Below are 19,040 nucleotides of genomic sequence, written 5' to 3'. Positions count from 1 at the left end.
TTCGGCACTCGATATCGGTCTTGCCATTTATCAATATAGAGCAATCAATCAATTTGCACAGCTAATCTAAATTGAAGGAGGTAGGCTCCTTGATTGATGTAAATAATTTCCATTATATGAAAATAGGACTTGCTTCACCTGAAAAAATCCGTTCATGGTCTTTTGGTGAGGTTAAAAAGCCAGAAACAATAAATTACCGTACTTTAAAACCAGAAAAAGATGGTCTTTTCTGTGAAAGAATATTCGGACCTACAAAAGATTGGGAATGTAGTTGTGGTAAATACAAACGCGTACGTTATAAAGGTATGGTTTGTGACAGATGTGGTGTAGAAGTAACAAAATCAAAAGTGCGCCGTGAAAGAATGGGTCACATTGAACTTGCTGCTCCTGTATCTCACATTTGGTACTTCAAAGGTATTCCAAGTCGTATGGGTCTATTATTAGACATGTCACCAAGAGCATTAGAAGAAGTAATTTACTTTGCATCTTATGTTGTTGTTAATCCAGGACCAACTGGTCTTGAGAAAAAGACATTACTATCTGAAGCTGAATTCAGAGAGTACTATGATAAATTCCCAGGACAATTCACTGCTAAGATGGGTGCCGAAGGAATCAAAGAACTACTTGAAGAAATCGATTTAGATTCTGAATTAAAATTATTACGTGATGAGTTAGAATCAGCTACTGGTCAAAGACTTACACGTGCTATTAAACGTTTGGAAGTTGTTGAATCATTTAGACATTCTGGTAACAACCCAGCGTGGATGATCTTAGACGTACTTCCAATTATCCCACCTGAAATCAGACCAATGGTTCAATTAGATGGTGGACGTTTTGCTACAAGTGATTTGAACGATTTATACCGTCGTGTGATTAACCGTAATAACCGTTTGAAACGTTTATTAGATTTAGGTGCACCTGGTATTATCGTACAAAACGAAAAACGTATGTTACAAGAAGCTGTAGATGCGTTAATCGATAATGGTCGTCGTGGCCGTCCAGTTACTGGACCAGGTAACCGTCCATTGAAATCACTTTCTCATATGCTTAAAGGTAAGCAAGGTCGTTTCCGTCAGAACTTATTAGGTAAACGTGTTGACTATTCAGGCCGTTCAGTTATCGCTGTTGGACCAAGCTTGAAAATGTATCAATGTGGTCTACCGAAAGAAATGGCACTTGAATTGTTCAAGCCTTTCATTATGAAAGAATTAGTACAACGTGAGATTGCTACAAACATTAAAAATGCTAAGAGCAAGATTGAGCGCATGGATGACGAAGTATGGGATGTTTTAGAAGATGTAATTAAAGAACATCCAGTACTACTTAACCGTGCACCTACACTTCACAGACTAGGTATCCAAGCATTTGAACCAACATTAGTAGAAGGCCGTGCGATTCGTTTACATCCACTTGTAACGACAGCATATAACGCCGACTTTGATGGTGACCAAATGGCTGTTCACGTACCTTTATCTAAAGAAGCACAAGCAGAAGCACGTATGTTAATGCTTGCTGCACAAAATATCTTGAATCCTAAAGATGGTAAACCAGTTGTTACACCATCTCAAGATATGGTATTAGGTAACTATTACCTAACTTTAGAACGTAAAGATGCTGTGAATACAGGTACAATCTACAATGATACAAATGAAGTATTAAAAGCTTATGCTAATGGTTACGTACACCTACACACGCGTATTGGTGTTCACGCTAAATCATTTAACAATCCAACATTCACTGAAGAGCAAAATAATAAAATCTTAACAACTTCTGTTGGTAAGGTAATCTTCAATGAAATTATTCCGGATTCATTTGCTTACATCAATGAACCATCACAAGCCAATTTAGAAGGTGAAACACCTGATAAATATTTCGTGTCAGCAACTGAATTAGGTGAAGGTGGACTTAAAGCTTACTTTGAAAATGAAGAATTAATTGAACCTTTCAATAAAAAATTCTTAGGTAACATCATCGCAGAAGTGTTCAACCGTTTCAGCATTACAGACACATCTATGATGTTAGATAGAATGAAAGACTTAGGTTTCAAATTCTCTTCTAAAGCAGGTATCACAGTTGGTGTATCAGACATCGTGGTATTACCAGACAAGAAAGATATCTTAGATGAGCATGAAAAACTAGTTGAAAGAGTTACAAAACAATTCAACCGTGGTTTAATCACTGAATATGAACGTTATAATTCTGTCGTTGAAATTTGGACAGATGCTAAAGATCAAATTCAAGGTGAATTAATGCAATCACTTGATAAGACTAACCCAATCTTTATGATGAGTGACTCTGGTGCCCGTGGTAACGCGTCTAACTTTACACAGTTAGCGGGTATGCGTGGATTAATGGCCGCTCCATCAGGTAAGATTATCGAGTTACCGATCACATCTTCATTCCGTGAAGGTTTAACAGTATTAGAGTACTTTATCTCTACACACGGTGCGCGTAAAGGACTTGCCGATACAGCACTTAAGACTGCCGATTCAGGTTATCTTACTCGTCGTCTTGTTGACGTTGCACAAGATGTTATCGTTCGTGAAGAAGATTGTGGTACGGACAGAGGTTTACTTGTTTCTGATATTAAAGAAGGTACAGAAATGATTGAACCATTTATCGAGCGTATAGAAGGTCGTTATTCTAAAGAAACAGTTCGTCATCCAGAAACAGATGAGATTATTATCCGTCCAGACGAATTAATTACTGCAGATATCGCAAAACAAATCGTAGACGCTGGATTTGAAAAAATGTATATCCGTTCTGCATTTACTTGTAACACACGTCATGGTGTATGTGAAAAATGTTACGGTAAAAACCTTGCTACTGGTGAAAAAGTTGAAGTTGGTGAAGCAGTTGGTACAATTGCAGCCCAATCTATCGGTGAGCCAGGTACACAGCTTACAATGCGTACATTCCATACAGGTGGGGTAGCAGGTAGTGATATTACACAAGGTCTTCCTCGTATCCAAGAGATTTTCGAAGCGCGTAATCCAAAAGGACAAGCGATTATTACGGAAATCGAAGGTGTTGTGGATGACATCAAACTTGCGAAAGACCGTCAACAAGAAATCGTTATTAAAGGTGCAAATGAAACAAGATCTTATCTTGCATCAGGTACATCTAGATTGAAAGTTGAAATTGGTCAAAGCGTTGAACGCGGTGAAGTATTAACAGAAGGTTCTATCGAGCCTAAGAACTACTTATCAGTATCAGGTTTAAATGCAACTGAGAGCTACTTATTAAAAGAAGTTCAAAAAGTTTACCGTATGCAAGGTGTAGAAATTGATGATAAACACGTTGAGGTTATGGTAAGACAAATGTTGCGTAAAGTACGTATCATCGAAGCTGGAGATACTAAGTTATTACCAGGTTCATTAGTTGATATTCACAACTTTACTGATGCTAACCGTGACGCATTTAAAGAGCGTAAACGACCTGCAACAGCTAAACCAGTATTATTAGGTATCACGAAAGCGTCTCTTGAAACTGAAAGCTTCTTATCAGCAGCTTCATTCCAAGAAACAACTCGTGTACTTACAGATGCTGCAATTAAAGGTAAACGTGATAACTTACTTGGTCTTAAAGAGAATGTTATCATCGGTAAATTAATTCCAGCAGGTACTGGTATGAGACGTTATAGAGATGTTCAATATGACAAAGCTGTACCAGCACAAGAAGAAGTGGAAGAAGTTCAAACTACTGAAATTTAATTCACTGATTTAATATAAACAAGGTGATCGGAATGCTTTATTTCGATCACTTGTTTTTTATTTATTTTTTAATAAATTATGCGATAAAACGTTGACTGAATCATATAGGAGATGTTATTATTGTAAAGGTTGATGCAAGCAGAACTTTGGAGGATATCTAAATGTCTAATGAAAAAGTTGCACGCTTTAACAAACAACAATATGTTGTTGGTCTTAAACAAACGCTTAAAGCTTTGAATAAAGATCAAGTTACATCATTGATAATTGCTCAAGACGTAGAAGTTCATTTATTGACTCGCGTGTTAAGCCAAATCAATCACAAATCAATACCTGTCTCATTTTTCGAAGGCAAACGCGCTTTAGGAGAATATGTAGGTATCAGTGTGAGTGCAACGATTGTTGCATGTCTGAAATGAGATTAGTAAGATTTATCTTACTAAATTTTATTTACCCTTAAAATGAACCACCTGGATGTGTGGGATTATAAAACAGGAGAGGAGGAAACATTCAATGCCAACTATTAATCAATTGGTACGCAAACCAAGACAAAGTAAATCAAAGAAATCTGATTCACCAGCATTAAACAGAAACTTTAACAGTAAACAAAAGAAATTTACTGACTTAAATTCTCCACAAAAACGTGGCGTTTGTACTCGTGTAGGTACAATGACACCTAAAAAACCTAACTCAGCGTTACGTAAATATGCTCGTGTTCGTTTATCTAACAACATCGAAATCAATGCGTATATCCCTGGTATCGGACATAACTTACAAGAACACAGTGTAGTACTTGTACGTGGTGGACGAGTAAAAGACTTACCTGGTGTACGTTACCACATCGTTCGTGGTGCACTTGATACTTCAGGTGTTGATGGACGTAGACAAGGACGTTCATTATACGGAACTAAAAAACCTAAAAATTAATTTTAAGATTGCGTAAATTTTCGCAACACAATTTGAAAATATACTATAATAGGAAGGGAGGACTTACATTATGCCTCGTAAAGGATCAGTACTAAAAAGAGACGTATTACCAGATCCAATTCATAACTCAAAATTAGTTACAAAATTGATCAACAAAATCATGTTAGATGGTAAACGTGGAACAGCTCAAAGAATTCTTTATTCTGCTTTCGACCTAGTTCAAGAACGTAGTGGTCGTGAAGCTGTTGAAGTATTCGAAGAAGCTATCGACAACATCATGCCTGTATTAGAAGTTAAAGCTCGTCGTGTTGGTGGTTCTAACTATCAAGTACCAGTAGAAGTTCGTCCAGAACGTCGTACTACTTTAGGTTTACGTTGGTTAGTAAACTATGCACGTCTTCGTGGTGAAAAAACTATGGAAGAGCGTTTAGCTAACGAAATCTTAGATGCAGCTAACAACACAGGTGGCGCAGTTAAGAAACGTGAAGACACTCACAAAATGGCTGAAGCAAACAAAGCATTCGCTCACTATCGTTGGTAGGATAGAAGCTTTCTCCCTGAGTATGTTCCAAAAGGATGGTTTACCATCAGTGGTGCGTGCTTAGGGCATCGCCATATTTATAGTATTTATTCGCAGTAATACTGGAAGGAGAAAAATACATGGCTAGAGATTTTAGTTTAGAAAAAACTCGTAATATTGGTATCATGGCTCATATCGACGCTGGTAAAACAACTACGACTGAACGTATTCTTTACTATACTGGACGTATCCATAAAATTGGTGAAACTCACGAAGGTGCTTCACAAATGGACTGGATGGAACAAGAGCAAGATCGTGGTATCACAATTACATCAGCTGCAACAACAGCTCAATGGAATGACCACCGTGTTAACATTATCGATACACCAGGACACGTAGACTTCACAGTAGAAGTTGAACGTTCATTACGTGTACTTGACGGTGCGGTAACAGTACTTGATGCTCAATCAGGTGTTGAACCACAAACTGAAACAGTTTGGCGTCAAGCTACAACATATGGTGTTCCTCGTATTGTATTTGTAAACAAAATGGACAAATTAGGTGCTAACTTTGAATATTCAGTAAGTACTATTCATGACCGTTTACAAGCAAACGCGCAACCAATCCAATTACCAATTGGTGCAGAAGATGAATTTGAAGCAATCATTGACTTAGTTGAAATGAAATGTTTCAAATATACAAATGACTTAGGAACTGAAATTGAAGAAATTGAAATTCCTGCAGATCATCAAGAAAGAGCTGAAGAAGCTCGTTCAACATTAATCGAAGCTGTTGCTGAAACAAACGACGAATTAATGGAAAAATACCTTGGTGACGAAGAAATCAGTATCGACGAATTGAAAGCTGCAATCCGTCAAGCAACTACTGACGTAGAATTCTACCCAGTACTTGTTGGTACAGCATTCAAAAACAAAGGTGTTCAATTAATGCTTAACGCAGTAATTGACTACTTACCATCTCCATTAGATGTTAAGCCTATTGTTGGTCACCGTGCTGAAACACCAGACGAAGAAGTTATCGCAAAAGCTGATGACAATGCTGAGTTCGCTGCTTTAGCATTTAAAGTTATGACTGACCCTTATGTTGGTAAATTAACTTTCTTCCGTGTTTATTCTGGTACATTAACTTCAGGTTCTTACGTTAAGAACTCAACTAAAGGTAAGCGTGAACGTGTAGGTCGTTTACTACAAATGCACGCTAACTCTCGTGAAGAGCTTAACACTGTATACGCTGGAGATATCGCTGCAGCAGTTGGTCTTAAAGACACTGGTACAGGTGATACTCTATGTGGTGAGAAGAATGACATCATCTTGGAATCAATGGAATTCCCAGAACCAGTTATTCACTTATCAGTAGAACCTAAATCTAAAGCTGACCAAGATAAAATGACTACAGCTTTAGTTAAATTACAAGAAGAAGACCCAACTTTCCATGCTTCTACTAACGAAGAAACTGGACAAGTTATCATCGGTGGTATGGGTGAACTTCACTTAGATATCCTTGTTGACCGTATGAAGAAAGAATTTAACGTTGAATGTAATGTTGGTGCACCAATGGTTTCTTACCGTGAAACTTTCAAAACATCAGCACAAGTTCAAGGTAAATTCGCTCGTCAATCAGGTGGACGTGGACAATACGGTGACGTTAAGATTGAATTCTCACCAAACGAAACTGGTGCTGGATTCGAATTCGAAAACGCTATCGTTGGTGGTGTAGTTCCTCGTGAATACATTCCATCAGTAGAAGCTGGTCTTGTTGATGCAATGGATAACGGTGTATTAGCTGGTTACCCATTAATCGACGTTAAAGCGAAATTATTTGACGGTTCATACCATGATGTCGATTCATCTGAAATGGCCTTCAAAATCGCTGCATCTTTAGCACTTAAAGAAGCTGCTAAAAAATGTGATCCAGTTATCTTAGAACCAATGATGAAAGTAACAATCGAAATGCCTGAAGAATACATGGGTGACATCATGGGTGACGTAACATCTCGTCGTGGACGTGTTGATGGTATGGAACCTCGTGGTAATGCACAAGTTGTTAAAGCTTATGTACCACTTTCAGAAATGTTCGGTTATGCAACATCATTACGTTCAAACACTCAAGGTCGCGGTACTTACACTATGTACTTCGATCACTATGCAGAAGTTCCTAAATCAATCTCTGAAGAAATCATCAAGAAAAACAGCGGTAACAACGCTGAATAATTGATTAGTTTATAAGTGTCTTTTATAGTCACTTTGACTAATTGGGGTGCAATTCGTACCCTATGGTTTTATCAATTGATTTTTTGGGAAAAATGCATTATAAAGGTACTATATGGATAGTACTTATCCCTAAAAGATAAATTGTCTTCTCATGATGGTGAGAAACTGTCATGAGAGATAAATTTTAATATTAATTTTCTAACAGAATAGGAGAGATTTTATAATGGCTAAAGAAAAATTTGATCGCTCAAAAGAACATGCCAATATTGGTACTATCGGTCACGTTGACCATGGTAAAACAACTTTAACAGCTGCTATCGCAACTGTATTAGCAAAAAATGGTGACACTATTGCACAATCATACGACATGATTGACAATGCTCCAGAAGAAAAAGAACGTGGTATTACAATCAATACTGCACACATCGAGTACACTACTGAAAAACGTCACTATGCTCACGTTGACTGCCCAGGACACGCTGACTATGTTAAAAACATGATCACTGGTGCTGCACAAATGGACGGAGCTATCTTAGTAGTATCTGCTGCTGACGGTCCAATGCCACAAACTCGTGAACACATTCTTTTATCACGTAACGTTGGTGTTCCAGCATTAGTTGTATTCTTAAACAAAGTTGACATGGTTGACGATGAAGAATTATTAGAATTAGTTGAAATGGAAGTTCGTGACTTATTAAGCGAATATGACTTCCCTGGTGACGATGTACCAGTTATCTCTGGTTCAGCATTAAAAGCTTTAGAAGGCGACGCTGACTATGAGCAAAAAATCTTAGACCTAATGCAAGCTGTTGATGATTACATTCCAACTCCAGAACGTGATTCTGACAAACCATTCATGATGCCAGTTGAGGACGTATTCTCAATCACTGGTCGTGGTACTGTTGCTACAGGCCGTGTTGAACGTGGTCAAATCAAAGTCGGTGAAGAAATCGAAATCATCGGTATGCAAGAAGAATCAAGCAAAACAACTGTTACTGGTGTAGAAATGTTCCGTAAGTTATTAGACTACGCTGAAGCTGGTGACAACATTGGTGCATTATTACGTGGTGTTTCACGTGAAGATGTTCAACGTGGTCAAGTTTTAGCTGCTCCTGGTACTATTACACCACATACAAAATTCAAAGCGGAAGTTTACGTTTTATCTAAAGACGAAGGTGGACGTCATACTCCATTCTTCACTAACTACCGCCCACAATTCTATTTCCGTACTACTGACGTAACTGGTGTTGTTAACTTACCAGAAGGTACTGAAATGGTTATGCCTGGCGATAACGTTGAAATGATCGTTGAATTAATTTCTCCAATCGCTATCGAAGACGGTACTCGTTTCTCTATCCGTGAAGGTGGACGTACTGTAGGATCAGGCGTTGTTACTGAAATTAACGAATAATCATTATTAATAATGATTTGAGAGTCTCCTTAGGGAGGCTCTTTTTTTTATGTCATCATATAGATATTTGTAAAAAGATAAATCTTATAAGTATATTAGATGTGATAGCAAAAGAGAGAATGGGTTATAAAAAAAGCGCTACTAATAGCGCTTTTTACATAAGATGATTTATAGTTGTTTAAATATATTCTCTAATTCTAGAATTTTTAAAAACTCACTTACTGCGTATTTCATAGCCTTTTCATCAATATTAAAATATGGGCTATGATGAGGGTAATCAGAGTTCTTTTCTGGGTTACCACATCCAGTTAAAAAGAAAGCACCTGGACGTACTTTTAAATAGTGTGAAAAGTCTTCTCCTACCATCATTAAATCAGATTCATTATATCTTAAATTAATATCATTAGCGGCCTGTTTAACAACTTCGTAGCAATTTGCATTATTATGAACAGGTAAATATCCTTTAATATAATCTAATGAATATTCTATATCATTTGCAACAGCTAATCCTTGTAATAATTTGTCCATTTTATTTATAACGTGATCTTGAATATCTGTATCAAATGTGCGAACGGTACCTCTGCAGTATGCTGAATCGGGTATGACATTATCGGCTGAGCCAGCTTGAATCATGCCAAAGCTCAGTACTGCTTGCTTTACAGGGTCAATTGTACGAGAGATTATTTTTTGTGAACTCATAATAAATTCAGCCATAATTACTACAGGATCAATTGTTTCATGTGGCTTGGCACCATGTCCGCCTCTACCATGAATTGTAATATTAAATTCATCAGGTGACGCCATCATAGCGCCTGGACGTGAGTATATCGTACCTGTAGGATAACCACTCCAAAGATGGTTACCATAAATTCTATCGACACCTTGCAAGCATCCATCATCAATCATCTCTTGAGATCCGCCCGGCATAATTTCTTCACCATATTGAAAAATTAAGACAACTGTACCATTTAATTGATTTAAATGACTCTCTAATATTTCAGCAACAGCCAGTAATATTGCTGTATGACCATCATGACCACATGCATGCATTGCGCCTGGATTCTTTGACTTGTAATCGACATCCGTTAATTCATCGATCGGCAAAGCATCAAAGTCTGCTCTTAAAGCGATTGTAGGACCGTCACCATTTCCTTTAAAGCGAGCAACAATACCATTGCGTCCTACAGGTGTTTGAATTTCACAAGATAATTGGCTTAATTGATTCATAATAAAATCATGCGTGTGATATTCCTCGAAAGATAGTTCAGGGTACTGATGGAGATAGCGACGTACTTGAACCATTCTATTTTCTTTTTCATTTGCTAGTTGAAACCAATCAAACAACTTCAACCCTTCTTCCATAGCTTTTTATCTAGTATACCATTTCAACACGATAATCCATAGGTACAATTAATTAATGCAAAGTATATTGCTTAAAACACAGTTATCGTGGGCATTGTTCTACTTCCCTCAAACTTTAAAATAGGTTATGATTAACTTAACACAAAGACAATTCAAAGGGGGACTTGCAGTGGTACAGTCACTACATGGCTTTTTAGATGAAAATATTCAATATTTGAAAGATAACGGTTTGTATAATGAAATTGATACAATTGAAGGTGCAAATGGACCTGAAATTAAAATCAACGGGAAATCATATATTAACTTGTCTTCAAATAACTATTTAGGACTAGCAACAGATGCAGATTTGAAACAAGCGGCAAAGGATGCAATTGATACACATGGTGTTGGTGCAGGTGCAGTGCGTTCAATCAACGGTACGTTAGATTTACATGATGAGCTAGAAACAACGTTAGCTAAGTTTAAAGGTACAGAAGCTGCAGTTGCGTATCAATCAGGATTTAACTGTAATATGGCAGCCATCTCTGCTGTTATGAATAAAAATGACGCGATATTATCGGATGAATTAAACCATGCTTCTATTATTGATGGTTGTCGTTTATCTAAGGCAAAAATTATCCGCGTTAATCATTCAGATATGGATGATTTAAGAGCTAAAGCAAAAGAAGCAGTCGAATCTGGTCAATATAATAAAGTAATGTATATCACTGATGGTGTGTTTAGCATGGATGGTGATGTTGCAAAATTGCCAGAAATCGTGGAAATTGCTGAAGAATTCGGCTTGATTACTTATGTTGATGATGCACATGGTTCGGGTGTAATGGGTAACGGTGCTGGTACTGTGAAACACTTTGGTTTACAAGATAAGATTGACTTCCAAATTGGTACACTATCAAAGGCTATTGGTGTAGTCGGTGGTTATGTTGCTGGGACACAATCGCTTATTGATTGGTTGAAAGCTCAATCAAGACCATTCTTATTCTCAACATCACTCGCTCCTGGAGACACGAAAGCAATTACTGAAGCTGTGAAGAAGTTAATGGCGTCAACTGAATTACATGACAAACTTTGGGATAATGGAAATTATCTAAAAGCAGGATTGAAGGAATTAGGCTTTAATATCGGAGATTCTGAAACGCCTATTACACCGGTTATTATCGGTGATGAAAAGGAAACACAAGCATTCAGTAGTCGTTTGAAAGAAGAAGGCGTATATGTTAAATCAATTGTCTTCCCAACTGTTCCTAAAGGTACTGGACGTGTACGTAATATGCCAACAGCTGCCCATACAAAGGAAATGCTAGATGATGCATTAGCTGCATTTGAAAAGGTAGGCAAAGAAATCGGTATTATTAAATAATATAGTCAATTTACAGTTAGATTGACTTAATATCATGTCTCAATAAAAGAAGCAACTTGTACATCACATTTTAGATGTTGCAAGTTGCTTTTTAGCTACTATTTATATTTATCATAGATCGCTTTGTTTTTTTCTAGTAATTCTTCCCGACGTTGCTTATTTTGTAAGAATGGGATAGCAAACCATAAAATATGCAACATACTAGCCAAAATAATTAAAATAATCGGTATAAATATTTCAATAATACTTATATCTACGATAAATGAAACAATTACAAATGCTGTAATAGATGGTAAAGCGGAAACAACAACTACAGTGAGTAGTACAAATTGTAATACTTGTGTAGCAGTCGTACTAAATATATCTAATATCAATATACCAATATAGAATAACGTAATAATGGCTAGTAGCGTAATAACCCATCCTGCTGAGATACCATTTTGATTTTCAATATATTTTTGATAAGGGGTCAACATAGGTAAAATAAATAAAAACATCGTAGATAACCAAGATAATATGCCGAAAAACACGAAAAATATTTTAGATGTATTACTGTTCATAAGTAACACCCTCCTTTATCTACCAACCACATGTATACAATGTAAACGACAGTCGTTGTATGCTAAAGGGACATTTTTTGTGCAAATCATGTTAGCGTTTTCATTATATTATATACCCAAAATATAAAATTTTAACGCAGATAAAGTGCTTAGATAGCTTTATTTCTCTTTGCGTATCAGATGTATTATGATAGGTATAAAGTCATTATTATTAATTTGGATAATTGAACGTAATTACACTATAAAATTAGATAAAGGTTGTTAATCATTGAAACAAAATTTAAGGTTGCAATTCAGTACTCAACGGCTTATCATAAGACCGTTGGAAGAAAATGACTATGAAATTTGGCTTTCTGGATTTATAAATCGTAAACCATCACAACATCAATTTGATGAGGGACAAGTTGATATGTCTGATGCGACTCAACCCTGGTTTACTGAGTTGGTTGAACGTCAACGCCAGGCGAGAAATGCTGATGATTTATATATTTTTGCAATTTTCGATAAGGTGAGTGCTACTCATATTGGCATGCTAGATTTGAAAAATTTGAGTAGAGATGCATTTCAATGGGCAGAGATTGGTTATTTTATTCATAATCAATATTGGCGTCAAGGCTATGCCTTTGAAGCGATATCGGAATTAATTAAACAAGCTAAAGATAATTTTAAGTTTCACCGACTAGAAGCACATATTGATATTGGAAATAAACCATCGCAACATTTAATTGAAAAGCTAGGATTTCACTATGAATGTTTAAGAAAGGGATTTATTTTCCAAGATGGCGCATGGACGGATCAACTCGTTTATTATCAGAATTTACACGATGATCCAATAAATATTTAAGGAAAGAGAAAGGAGCGTTGACATGATGGAATTTAGAGAGTTAACAATGAGTGATGAATCTTTGTATTGTGATTATATGAGTGAATGGATTGACCATGACGAACAAGTTGTGCCAGCAGCAACGAATATTGTTAAATATGATAACTTTGAGACATTAGTTCATGAGTTGGCAGATAACAAATCACGTAATTCAGAAATTGATAATACGACCTTATTTTTGATTGATGAAAATGAAATCATTGGAGCAGCAAATATTCGTCATGATTTAAACGATCACTTGAAGCGTGTTGGCGGTCATATTGGATATGGAGTACGTAAGAAACATCGTGGTAAAGGGTATGGAAATAAGATATTAAAGAAATCATTAGATTATTTGTCACGTATTGGTGTTCAAGAAGCATTAGTGACATGCGACGAATCCAATAAAGCGTCTGCTGCTGTGATAAAGCATAATGGTGGCGAAGAAATTGAACCCGCATTGTTAGATGATGGGACAGTCATACGTCGATTTCAAATTGAAATTAGTTAAGGTCATTCATACTATATAAAATAATTTACTCAAGCCTTTTGGCATAAATGCAAAACTGTGTTTATGTCGAAAGGCTTTTTTTTTATACGCTTTTTTATAGATGTATAGATATTAATTATATTTTAAAGTTTTGTAAAATTAGCTAATGCAAAATAATTAAAGTGCAAAAGACTATTGTGAAAAACAGAAATGTTTGGTTTAATAGAATTAAATTTTGTTTTTTGGGAGGTTTATATGGAAAATACAATCGATTTATCGAAAATCATGAGTATTCTTAAAAAAAATATTAAGTTACTTATCTTATTGCCTTTAATCGGTTTGATTATTAGTGCAATAATTACTTTCTTTTTTATAACACCAAAATATGAAGCAACTACACAGGTGTTAGTGAATGAGAAAGAAAAAGATCAACAAATGATGGCACAAGAAGTACAAAGTAATATACAACTGGTTAATACATATTCAGAAATAGTAAGAAGTCCACGAATTATTGATGAAGTTTCAAAAAAATTAAAGCACAATTATACACCAAATGAATTAACAGGAATGTTAAATGTATCCAATCAAGCCGAAACTCAATTATTAAATATTTCAGTTAAGAGTAAAAGTAAAAAAGATGCAGAAATCATCGCCAATACATTCGCAAAAGTATTTAGCAAAGAAGTTCCAGATATTATGAGCGTGGATAATGTATCTGTCTTATCTAGTGCAGATGGTACTGCTTCTAAGGTTGAACCTAGAATAGCAATTAATTTAGTGCTTGGAATTGTATTTGGATTATTTGTAGCATTGTTATTTATTGTATTGAAAGAAATGTTTGATAAACACATTAGAACTGAGGAACAAGTTAAAGAAGAGTTTAATATTCCAGTATTAGGATCAATTCAAAAATTTGAATAAGAAAGGAATTTATTATGGCAAAGAAGAATAAGGGTGCAACAAAAATATCGCCACTTTTTACGTATGACAAACCAAAGTCCATTATAAGTGAGAAATTCAGAGGTATCCGTTCGAATATTATGTTTTCAAATGCAGATAAAGAAATCAGTAGCATATTGATTACTTCAGAAAAGGCTTCATCTGGTAAAAGTACCATTTCTGCAAATATTGCAATTACATATGCTCAAGCTGGCTATAGAACTTTAATTATTGACGGAGACATGCGTAGAGCAACTCAACATTATGTATTCAATTTAACTAACAATAGTGGCCTTTCAAATTTGATTATTGGTAAAACACTAGAAATAGATGCAATTAAAGAGACACATATTGAAAACCTTGACGTATTAACTTCTGGACCGGTACCACCAAACCCGTCAGAATTGATAACAACTAGAAAGTTCCGTGAATTATATCAAAAATTAGCTACTGAATATGACTTTATCATTATTGATACACCACCAGTTAATACAGTGACTGATGCACAATTATATGCACAAATTGTGAGAGATTGCATTTTAGTTATTGATAGTGAAAAAAGTGATAAAAGTGAAGTTAAAAAGGCAAAAGAACTCATTGAACAATCAAACGGCAAAGTTATTGGTGCAGTTTTAAACAAAGCAGCTAAAGATAATTCTTCAAGTTATTACAACTATTATGGGGATGGAAATGATGATTGATATACATAACCATATTTTATATGGCATCGATGATGGACCAAAATCACTTGAAGATGCCATTGAACTTATTAGGCAGGCAATGTCAGAGGGTGTAACAGGTATTGTGGCAACTCCACATCATTTACACCCTAAATTTTCAAATGATATCAATAGTATTCAAGAAAAGCTTATTGTATTGGATACTGCACTGAAACATCAAGACTTGAATATTGATTTATATTATGGACAAGAAATTAGGATTACTGATCAAATTTTAACAGATATTGAAGCAGGAAAAATAACAGGAATAAATGGGTCAAATTATTTATTAATTGAGTTTCCTTCAAATGAAGTACCAGTTTATACGAATAAATTATTTTATGAAATTCAAACAATGGGATACATACCAATCATCGCGCATCCAGAGAGAAACAAAGCTATTGTACAAGATTTGGATGTGCTTTTTGAGTTGGTCGATGGTGGTGCTTTGGCGCAATTGACCTCTGGGTCGTTAGCAGGCGATTCTGGAAAGAATATTAAAAAGACTTCGCTCAAAATGATTGAAAATGATTTAGTCCATTTTATAGCATCAGATGCGCATAGTGTTGACCAAAGGCCATTTTTAATGGATATATTATTGCAAGATAAAAGTTTGAAAAATTACAGAGATGAAATAGAAGGCTATTTTATCAATGCTGAAAAATTGATTAAGAATGAAAAGATTATAAAAGGACGTCCAACTAAAGATTATAAACAAAAGAAATGGTTTGGCATTTTTTAGAATAAATTTTAGTGAATGAGGGGATTAGGTGACACATCTTTCTATCAGAGTGCGATTAATGTTGCTTATATTTATAGATTCATTAATCGTAACATTTTCAGTGTTTTTGGGCTATTTAATTTTAGAACCGTTTTTTGAGAGTTATTCAATAAGAATTTTAATGATTTCAGCAATTAGTTTATTGATATTTCACCATCTCTTTGCAGCAATATTTAATTTATATCATCGTGCATGGGAATATGCGAGTGTCAGTGAATTGCTACTTGTTGTTCAATCTGTGACATGTTCTATATTAGCAACAATTGTTGTTGTACCACTAATTACATGGCAAGCACCATTCTTAAGATTATATTTTATTACGTGGATGATGCATATCATATTAATTGGTGGATCAAGAATATTTTGGAGAGTCTATAGAAAATATGTTGTTGGTAAGACAGTTAAGAAGAAACCAACACTGATTGTTGGTGCTGGTCAGGGCGGTTCATTATTAATTAGACAAATGTTAAGAAGTCCAAATATGGGCATGGAACCTGTACTGGCAGTTGACGATGATGTTAATAAGCAAAAAATTGTAATTACTGAAGGTGTGAAAGTTCAAGGATACATAAAGGACGTACCACATTTAGTGAACAAATATAAAATTAAAAAAATTATTATAGCAATACCTACTTTATCATCAAGTCGAATGAAGGAAATTAATGATATTTGTAATATTGATGGCGTGGAAATCTTCAAAATGCCTAATATTGATGATGTACTTTCAGGTGCACTGGAAGTTAATCAATTAAAGAAAGTGAAAATTGAAGATTTACTTGGAAGAGAACCAGTTGAACTAGATATGGCAATGATATCAAGACAATTGACGAATCAAACCATTTTAGTAACGGGTGCAGGTGGCTCGATTGGATCAGAAATTTGTCGGCAGGTTTGTAAGTTTAATCCAAAGCGCATTATCTTATTAGGTCACGGTGAAAATAGTATTTATTTAATACATCAAGAACTGATGAAAAAATATAATGGGAAAATTGAAATTATACCTGTAATTGCAGATATTCAAAATAAACAAAGAATGTTAGAAGTAATGCAAGAGCATAAACCGTATGCAGTATACCATGCAGCTGCACATAAACATGTACCGATGATGGAATACAATCCTAAAGAGGCAGTTCGTAATAATATACTAGGTACAAAAAATACAGCAGAATCTGCAAAACATGTTGGTGTGAAGAAATTCGTAATGATTTCAACTGATAAAGCAGTTAACCCTCCAAACGTAATGGGTGCTACGAAACGTGTGGCTGAAATGATTATACAGAGCTTAAATGATGAAACAAGTAAGACAAGCTTTGTAGCAGTAAGGTTTGGAAATGTGCTAGGTTCTAGAGGTTCAGTGATCCCACTGTTTAAGAAGCAAATTGAAGCGGGTGGACCTGTTACTGTTACGCATCCGGATATGACACGTTACTTTATGACGATACCCGAAGCTTCTAGATTAGTATTACAAGCAGGCGCATTAGCACAAGGTGGAGAGGTATTTGTGCTAGATATGGGTGAGCCAGTAAAAATAGTAGATCTTGCTAAAAATCTAATTCGCTTAAGCGGTAAGAAAGAAGAAGATATTGGCATTGAGTTCTCTGGTGTGAGACCAGGTGAGAAGTTATTCGAAGAATTACTCAATGAAGATGAAATACATCCAGAGCAAGTCTATGAAAAAATTTATAGAGGCAAGGTTAGTAAAGAAGAGTTGTCTAAACTGGAAAGCTTTGTCATTGATATTACAAATGAATTTGATAAAGAAAAGTTATTGGATTATGTAAATAAAAACTGAAAAATTTATTTTTATGAAAGGTGATTAAATCAATGGAGATAAATAGAAAAATTGCAGTAATAGGTCTAGGATATGTAGGAATGCCACTAGCAGTTGCATTTTCTAAACATTTTGACGTAATTGGTTTTGATGTTGATAAAGATAAAATAGAGAAATACAAAAATTATATTGATCCAACTGGGGAAATAGGAGAAGAAGGATTAAGGCAAACAAATATGAAATTTACAGATAATGAAACTGATTTAGAAAATGCAGATTTTTACATAATTACTGTACCCACTCCTATAAATCAAGATAATACACCTAATTTAAAGCCAGTTGAAGGTGCTACATCAATAGTTTCTAAGTATATAAGTGAGGGTGATTATATAATTTACGAATCTACAGTATATCCGGGTGTCACTGAAGATATTTGTGTACCTCTAATTGAAAATATATCCGGATTGAAATGTGGAACTAATTTTAAAGTTGGATATTCTCCGGAGAGAATTAATCCAGGTGATAAAAAAAATACTGTTGAAAACATTGTTAAAATTGTATCTGGAATTGATGAAGAATCATTAAGTATGATTGCTAAAATATATGGAACTGTTATAAAAGCAGGTATCCATAAAGCATCATCTATTAAAGTTGCTGAGAGCGCTAAAGTTGTTGAAAACAGTCAACGGGATATAAATATTGCATTTATGAATGAATTGTCACAAGTGTTTAGTTTGATGGGCATTAATACATTCGAAGTAATTGAAGCAATGAATACTAAATGGAATGCATTAGGTTTTTATCCAGGACTAGTAGGTGGTCATTGCATAGGTGTTGATCCATACTATTTTATATATCAAGCAGAAAATTTAGGATATTACTCGCAAATAATATCTTCAGGTAGAAAAATAAACAACCAAATGGCACAATTCATAGCGAAAAATGTAATTAAAGAATTAATGAAATCACAAAACCGCTCAAGTAATAATGTTGTAATAGCAGGTTTAACTTTTAAAGAAAATACACCAGATTTTAGAAATTCAAAAGTATTAGATGTGATTCAAGAATTGAATGAATATGGTATAAAACCTAAAGTGGTGGATCCATATATTGAAAGTTTTACAGAAAAAGTAGATGCAGAAGTTATGAACGATTTTAAAATAGAAAAACCAGTTGATGTATTAATTTATGCAGTTGATCATGATGAATTTAAAGATAAAGAAGATGAAGAATTCATAGATATGCTAGATAAAGATAATTCTATAATTATTGATTTGAAAAATAGATTCAAAGAATATCAAAGCGATAGAATCAAATATTGGTCGTTATAGTAGAAAGAAGGATACGTATGAATATATTGCATATTAATAGTAATTATCTACATTCACCCTTATATA

The 19,040-nt window shown here is 34.9% G+C and carries 16 protein-coding genes; 14 read left to right on the top strand and 2 right to left on the bottom strand.

The annotated features are described in order from the left end of the window. Window positions 1–116: 116 nt before the first annotated feature. From rpoC to tuf, 6 genes are all read left to right on the top strand, one after another. Window positions 117–3,713: a DNA-directed RNA polymerase subunit beta' gene (gene rpoC / locus ACF91D_RS08440; RefSeq protein ID WP_162846331.1), complete on the top strand. Its 3,597-nt coding sequence runs from the start codon at window positions 117–119 to the stop codon at window positions 3,711–3,713. A gap of 161 nt (window positions 3,714–3,874) precedes the next feature. Further along, entirely contained in the window at window positions 3,875–4,129 is a 255-nt protein-coding gene (locus ACF91D_RS08435; RefSeq protein WP_042737967.1) for a ribosomal L7Ae/L30e/S12e/Gadd45 family protein, read from the top strand. A 94-nt stretch (window positions 4,130–4,223) separates the two neighbouring features. Continuing rightward, window positions 4,224–4,637, top strand: coding sequence for a 30S ribosomal protein S12 (gene rpsL, locus ACF91D_RS08430; RefSeq protein ID WP_042737968.1), 414 nt, complete (start codon window positions 4,224–4,226; stop codon window positions 4,635–4,637). 70 nt (window positions 4,638–4,707) lie between these two features. Then, window positions 4,708–5,178 carry a 30S ribosomal protein S7 gene (gene rpsG, locus ACF91D_RS08425; RefSeq protein ID WP_392436848.1) on the top strand — a complete coding sequence of 157 codons (471 nt, stop codon included), beginning with the start codon at window positions 4,708–4,710 and terminating at the stop codon, window positions 5,176–5,178. Window positions 5,179–5,297: 119 nt separating this feature from the next. Further along, the gene (gene fusA, locus ACF91D_RS08420; protein ID WP_107526759.1) at window positions 5,298–7,388 is read left to right on the top strand and encodes an elongation factor G; all 2,091 of its coding nucleotides are present in this window, start codon (window positions 5,298–5,300) and stop codon (window positions 7,386–7,388) included. A 223-nt stretch (window positions 7,389–7,611) separates the two neighbouring features. After that, the gene (gene tuf / locus ACF91D_RS08415; RefSeq protein ID WP_107511997.1) at window positions 7,612–8,799 is read left to right on the top strand and encodes an elongation factor Tu; all 1,188 of its coding nucleotides are present in this window, start codon (window positions 7,612–7,614) and stop codon (window positions 8,797–8,799) included. Between the two features lie 168 nt (window positions 8,800–8,967). Here the strand turns inward: tuf and ACF91D_RS08410 are convergent, their stop codons facing one another. Continuing rightward, the gene (locus tag ACF91D_RS08410; protein ID WP_042737972.1) at window positions 8,968–10,143 is read right to left on the bottom strand and encodes a M20 family metallopeptidase; all 1,176 of its coding nucleotides are present in this window, start codon (window positions 10,141–10,143) and stop codon (window positions 8,968–8,970) included. A 187-nt stretch (window positions 10,144–10,330) separates the two neighbouring features. Here ACF91D_RS08410 and ACF91D_RS08405 point away from each other — a divergent pair, with 187 nt between their 5' ends. Continuing rightward, window positions 10,331–11,521 (top strand): glycine C-acetyltransferase, encoded by a 1,191-nt coding sequence (locus ACF91D_RS08405; RefSeq protein WP_042737973.1) that lies wholly within the window; start codon window positions 10,331–10,333, stop codon window positions 11,519–11,521. A gap of 98 nt (window positions 11,522–11,619) precedes the next feature. On the opposite strand, the gene ACF91D_RS08400 is transcribed toward ACF91D_RS08405, so the two are convergent. Beyond that, window positions 11,620–12,081, bottom strand: a complete 462-nt coding sequence (locus ACF91D_RS08400) for a hypothetical protein (protein ID WP_042737974.1) — start codon at window positions 12,079–12,081, stop codon at window positions 11,620–11,622. 268 nt (window positions 12,082–12,349) lie between these two features. On the opposite strand from ACF91D_RS08400, the gene ACF91D_RS08395 reads away from it, so the two are divergent. The 7 genes from ACF91D_RS08395 (at window position 12,350) to ACF91D_RS08365 (ending at window position 18,974) form a co-directional block, all read left to right on the top strand. Then, a complete protein-coding gene (locus tag ACF91D_RS08395) occupies window positions 12,350–12,925 on the top strand; it encodes a GNAT family N-acetyltransferase (RefSeq protein ID WP_107526758.1) in 576 nt (191 codons plus the stop codon). A 22-nt stretch (window positions 12,926–12,947) separates the two neighbouring features. After that, window positions 12,948–13,454 (top strand): GNAT family N-acetyltransferase, encoded by a 507-nt coding sequence (locus ACF91D_RS08390; RefSeq protein ID WP_042737976.1) that lies wholly within the window; start codon window positions 12,948–12,950, stop codon window positions 13,452–13,454. Window positions 13,455–13,688: 234 nt separating this feature from the next. Then, a complete protein-coding gene (locus ACF91D_RS08385; RefSeq protein ID WP_119624620.1) occupies window positions 13,689–14,354 on the top strand; it encodes a Wzz/FepE/Etk N-terminal domain-containing protein in 666 nt (221 codons plus the stop codon). Between the two features lie 14 nt (window positions 14,355–14,368). Continuing rightward, complete coding sequence (locus tag ACF91D_RS08380; RefSeq protein ID WP_107527863.1) at window positions 14,369–15,073, top strand: polysaccharide biosynthesis tyrosine autokinase; 705 nt, start codon at window positions 14,369–14,371, stop codon at window positions 15,071–15,073. Further along, the gene (locus tag ACF91D_RS08375) at window positions 15,066–15,833 is read left to right on the top strand and encodes a tyrosine-protein phosphatase (protein WP_107527866.1); all 768 of its coding nucleotides are present in this window, start codon (window positions 15,066–15,068) and stop codon (window positions 15,831–15,833) included. Before ACF91D_RS08380 ends, ACF91D_RS08375 begins: the two co-directional genes overlap by 8 nt. Window positions 15,834–15,861: 28 nt before the next feature. Beyond that, complete coding sequence (locus ACF91D_RS08370) at window positions 15,862–17,664, top strand: polysaccharide biosynthesis protein (RefSeq protein ID WP_119624619.1); 1,803 nt, start codon at window positions 15,862–15,864, stop codon at window positions 17,662–17,664. 32 nt (window positions 17,665–17,696) lie between these two features. After that, window positions 17,697–18,974, top strand: coding sequence for a nucleotide sugar dehydrogenase (locus ACF91D_RS08365; RefSeq protein WP_119624618.1), 1,278 nt, complete (start codon window positions 17,697–17,699; stop codon window positions 18,972–18,974). The last annotated feature ends 66 nt before the right edge of the window (window positions 18,975–19,040 follow it).

Source organism: Staphylococcus sp. 231237_7MaSpsaltlick (genome assembly GCF_043107035.1).
The sequence above is the reverse complement of the archived record's forward strand: the minus strand, read 5'-3'. Positions and strand labels throughout refer to the sequence as shown.